Consider the following 4,788-nt stretch of genomic DNA (forward strand, 5'->3'; position numbering starts at 1 on the left):
AGTCCTAGCTTAGCGCTCCTGCATCCATGGAGAAGTAACTGCAGCACCGACTTGCTTATCGGGTAAAACTGATTGACGAACTCTCCCTTTGATAGTGAGAATAGGTGGGTATAACGCAGCTTTAACACCGTGACTGATATTAAGCCTTCCATGAGTCCCAAACTCGAACGCCCCAAAAAAGGGTTTAACGAATATGCCGAACAGCTCAATGGCCGAGCTGCCATGGCGGGCTTTTTGATTTTGATCGCTATTGAGTATTTCACTGGAAGTAGTATCGTTTCACTCATTGGCCTCAAGTAATCCTTGCCGAATCGTCTTCAGTCATAGGCGATATACTAAGAAACAAGGATTTAACTTGCCCTCCCTTTTCCTCACGGGTGTTCCATGGCAACCCCTATAAGACAAAAGGAAGGGCATAGGCGCACAACTTTTTGTCCTATGGCTCAGGCAAAACTTAAGCCTTTGACGTTTGTGGAATATCTGAACTACGACGATGGTTCAGACATTCGCTACGATTTGCTGAGCAATGGAGACCTAATTCCAGTACCAAATGAGTCTGAGGAGAATGACTATTTGGCGATGGTTTTATTTATGAAGCTATCGGCACTGGTCAATTTCAGGTTGATTAAGCCCCACACTCTCGCCATGGAGGTTGAGCCAGTGGGCGATCGCTACAAAAATCGTCGGCCTGATTTAGTCGTCCTTGAGCCTCAGCATCTGCAGCTAGACAGCATTATTAAGCAGAACGCCTTACCGTTGGGAGCAATGCCCCCTCGGTTCATTGCTGAAATTGTCAGCCCTGGCAATACGTCGAGCGATAACTATCGTCGCGACTATGAATGGAAGCGACAGCAGTACCAGCAGTGGGGAATTCCGGAATATTGGATCATTGATCCATCAAGATTGACGATTACTGCTCTAAACCTAACAGCCGGTATTTATCAGGAAAAAACGTACAAAGGCGGTGAGACCATTATTTCTTTAGCCTTTCCTACATTGAAATTGACTCCTGACTCCCTTTTTGAACATTAAAATCACGATATCCCGTTTATCGGTATGAGCATAGGTAGACCGTTATGACCATTGCCCAAAATCCAGCGACGCCTCAAACAACGCCTCGGGTGATGACTCTAGAGGAGTATTTGAACTACGACGATGGCACCGACACACGCTATGAGCTGGCAGATGGGATTTTAGTTGTAATGCCAGCAGAACACTCGCTTAACAATACAATTGCTCTTTTCTTAGTAGTCTACTTTGCGACACACCTAGGAATTTCTCACCGGCTTTTTGCCACAGGACATCAAATTCAGGTGCCCTCTGAAAGGGTATCTGCTCGTCAGCCCGACTTAATTGTGCATTCAGAAGCATCGGCTACCGCTATTTTGGCAGACGGCAAATTACTCCGTCTGGGACAGCCAGCTCCTCATTTAGTGGTAGAAGTGGTCTCTAGCAGTGATACCGATAAAAAATCACGGGACCGGGACTATGTTGAAAAGCGTCGGGAGTATGCTCAGCGGGGTATACCAGAGTACTGGATTATTGATCCGATAGCGGCAATGGTGCAGATACTAGTCCTGGTAGATGGCGTATATCAAGAACACACGTTTGTCGGCGCTGCTCAATTAGTTTCGGCAGGCTTTTCTGAACTAACGCTGACAGCGGAGCAGGTGCTAAACGCGGGGCTGGAAGTGCCCGAAAGGATCTGATAACGGCCTTTCCCCGCCTTCCTCAGCTACAAAAAAAGGTGAATGGTAAAACCATCCACCCCCTTGCTAGCCGGAGCAAGTTTGTCGGCTATGCCACGGCAGCTATCCCTGAACAGAGAAGCTGCCGTGGTTAGGCTACTTGTCGCCTTCTTCTGAGAATTCGGCATCGATAACGTCGTCGTCACCGCCGCCACTGGGGGCTTCGCCGCCGCCACTCGCAGCACCTGCATCTGCCGCTGCCGCTGCCGCTGCATCCGCGCCACCGTACATGTTACTGCTGAGGGCGAAGAGCGCCTGCTGCAGGGACTCAGTACCCGCTTTGATCTTGTCAGTATCGTCAGATGCGATCGCATCTTTCAGACTGGCAATCTCAGTTTCTACCTTGGCCTTATCGTCATCAGAAACCTTGTCACCCAGTTCACCCATCTGCTTCTCAGCCTGGTATACCAGCGAGTCGGCCTGGTTCTTAACATCGATCTTCTCGCGACGATCCTTGTCTGCAGAGGAATTGGCCTCAGCATCGCGTACCATCCGATCGACTTCATCGTCAGATAGGGTGGATGCGCCGGTAATGCTGATGGACTGTTCCTTACCAGTGCCCTTATCTTTAGCGGTCACGTTCAAGATACCGTTGGCGTCGATATCAAAGATCACCTCAATTTGAGGTACACCCCGAGGAGACGGGGGGATGCCATCTAGACGGAATACACCCAAGTCCTTGTTGTCATTGGCCATTTCCCGCTCACCTTGCAGGACATGGATTTCAACGTTGGTTTGTCCGTCAACTGCGGTGGAGAACACCTCGGACTTCTTGGTAGGAATTGTGGTGTTTCTGGGGATTAGTTTGGTCATGACGCCACCCAGCGTTTCCACACCCAAAGATAGGGGAGTAACGTCGAGGAGCAAGATGTCTTTGACTTCACCAGCCAGTACACCACCCTGAATGGCGGCACCAATGGCCACAACTTCGTCAGGGTTAACGCTTTGGTTAGGCTCTTTACCCAGAATCTTAGTAACCAGATTTTGCACCGCAGGAATCCGCGTGGAACCCCCTACCAGTACGATTTCGTTGATATCGTTTTTAGATAGCTTGGCGTCGCGGATGGCGTTTTCTACCGGCACACCACAGCGGTCAATGAGGTCAGCTGCTAGCTCCTCAAACTTGGCCCGAGTTAGGGTTAGATCCAGGTGCTTAGGACCGTCTTGGGTGGCGGTAATAAAGGGCAGGTTGATTTCTGCTTGGGTAACGCTAGAGAGTTCAATTTTGGCCTTTTCAGCTGCCTCAGTTAGACGCTGCAGGGCCTGCTTGTCTTTCCGTAGGTCAATGCCCTCTTGGGACATAAACTGCTCAGCCAGGTGGTCTACGATCTTCTTGTCAAAATCGTCACCACCCAGGTGGGTGTCACCTGATGTGGACAGTACTTCAAAGACGACATCCCCTACTTCTAGAATGGAAACGTCAAAGGTACCGCCACCTAAGTCAAAGACCAAAATGGTTTCGTTACTCTTCTTGTCGAGACCGTAGGCTAGGGCTGCAGCGGTCGGCTCATTGATGATCCGCAGTACTTCTAGGCCTGCAATCCGTCCAGCGTCCTTGGTGGCCTGACGCTGAGAGTCGTTGAAGTAGGCAGGAACCGTAATAACTGCCTGGGTGACTTGATCGCCAAGATACTTACTAGCGTCGTCAGCCAGCTTACGCAGTACCTGGGCAGAAATTTCTTCGGGGGCAAACTGCTTGTCAGCGTTTGTACATTCGATTTTTACATTGCCGTTTACGTTTAGAACGTTATAGGGCACTTCTGAGGACTCATTGCCCACTTCATCGTTGCGACGGCCAATAAAGCGCTTAACCGAGTAAAACGTGTTTACCGGGTTCATCACGGCCTGGCGCTTGGCGATTTGACCCACAAGGCGGTCACCGCTCTTGGCGTAGGCAACGACAGAGGGTGTGGTGCGAAAGCCCTCTGCGTTCGCGATTACAGTGGGCTTACCCCCTTCCATTACAGCAACTACAGAGTTTGTAGTTCCTAAGTCAATTCCAACTACTTTTCCCATATCAATTCATTGCTCCGGCGTAATAGTGGCTTTCCTGTAAACCTTGCAAACTTGGTTTGAAAGCTCATTACTATAGTGCTAATCCAGAGCGATTCTCTGAAGGGGGGGTTACCGAACCTGGATTTCGGTTTTGCGGTGGGTTAGCCAGTCTAAAGCTAATTAGAGGCCAAAATTTGCTCGTCTAAATCAAAGTCCACTGCTTGTTCAGACTGGCAGTAATCTTGCTCATAGGAGTCCTTTAATCCCTGGACTAGGCCATAGCGGGGGGTCCATCCCAAGTCTTGCTTAGCCTTATCAATAGCGGCAAAAAAGTGCTGTACCCGCATGGGGAATGCCTTGCGTTTGCCAAAGTCGAATTGTTTGGGGTCGTAGTGGTGAATATCTGGCGTAGATTTTCCCATGGCCTCAGCGCAGGCATGGGCTAGACCGTCAAAGGTGACATAGCGCTCGCCTGAAATGTTGTAGATCTGCCCAACGGCTTTGGGATTACCCAAAATGGCTACCATGGCGTGGGCTAGATCTTCGCAATGTCCGAGCTGTGTGATCGCCTTGCCATTGCCAGGAATGGGTAACGGTCGGTTCTGACTGAGGCGGTCAAAAAACCATTTTTCCAGAGGATTATAGTTCTGCGGACCATAGATATAGACAGGCCGAATGGAGGTAAAGGGGATGCCTTGTTGGATCAAATAGTCTTCGGTGTGATGCTTACCCTTGTGACGACTGTTGGGGTCAACAGGATCGCCTTCGATGTGGGGCATCTGCTCACTTTTGAGATAGACGCCGGCTGAACTGACATAGATAAAGTGTTTGACGGTGCCGCCAAAGAGTTCGACCAGGGGCTGGGTGTCGCTCAGCTCACGACCGTTATTGTCATAGATGGCATCAAAGGTTTTGTCAGCTAGGGCGGCTTTTAGGGCATCGGGGGATTTGCGATCGCACCTAATAACATTCACCCCTTCAGGCCCAGGACGATTCCCCCGATTGAGCAAGGTCACCTCGTGCCCCGCTGCGAGCAGCAACCGCG

General features: G+C 50.2%; 5 protein-coding genes. 3 read left to right on the forward strand and 2 right to left on the reverse strand.

What is annotated here, in order from left to right:
* The first annotated feature begins 129 nt into the window (after nt 1-129).
* The 3 genes from IQ260_RS27810 (at nt 130) to IQ260_RS27820 (ending at nt 1,709) form a co-directional block, all read left to right on the forward strand.
* Nucleotides 130-300, forward strand: coding sequence for a hypothetical protein (locus IQ260_RS27810; RefSeq protein WP_193996322.1), 171 nt, complete (start codon nt 130-132; stop codon nt 298-300).
* Nucleotides 301-438: 138 nt separating this feature from the next.
* On the forward strand, nt 439-1,032 hold the full coding sequence (locus IQ260_RS27815; protein ID WP_193996323.1) for a Uma2 family endonuclease: 594 nt from the start codon (nt 439-441) through the stop codon (nt 1,030-1,032).
* Nucleotides 1,033-1,076: 44 nt separating this feature from the next.
* Nucleotides 1,077-1,709, forward strand: a complete 633-nt coding sequence (locus IQ260_RS27820; protein ID WP_193996324.1) for a Uma2 family endonuclease — start codon at nt 1,077-1,079, stop codon at nt 1,707-1,709.
* Nucleotides 1,710-1,844: 135 nt separating this feature from the next.
* Here the strand turns inward: IQ260_RS27820 and dnaK are convergent, their stop codons facing one another.
* Nucleotides 1,845-3,764, reverse strand: coding sequence for a molecular chaperone DnaK (dnaK, locus tag IQ260_RS27825; protein ID WP_193996325.1), 1,920 nt, complete (start codon nt 3,762-3,764; stop codon nt 1,845-1,847).
* Nucleotides 3,765-3,919: 155 nt separating this feature from the next.
* A partial coding sequence (locus IQ260_RS27830) for an NAD-dependent epimerase/dehydratase family protein (protein WP_193996326.1) occupies nt 3,920-4,788 on the reverse strand: 869 nt, incomplete at its 5' end.

The sequence above is a fragment of the Leptolyngbya cf. ectocarpi LEGE 11479 genome (assembly GCF_015207065.1).
Taxonomy (GTDB): domain Bacteria; phylum Cyanobacteriota; class Cyanobacteriia; order Phormidesmidales; family Phormidesmidaceae; genus Leptothoe; species Leptothoe ectocarpi.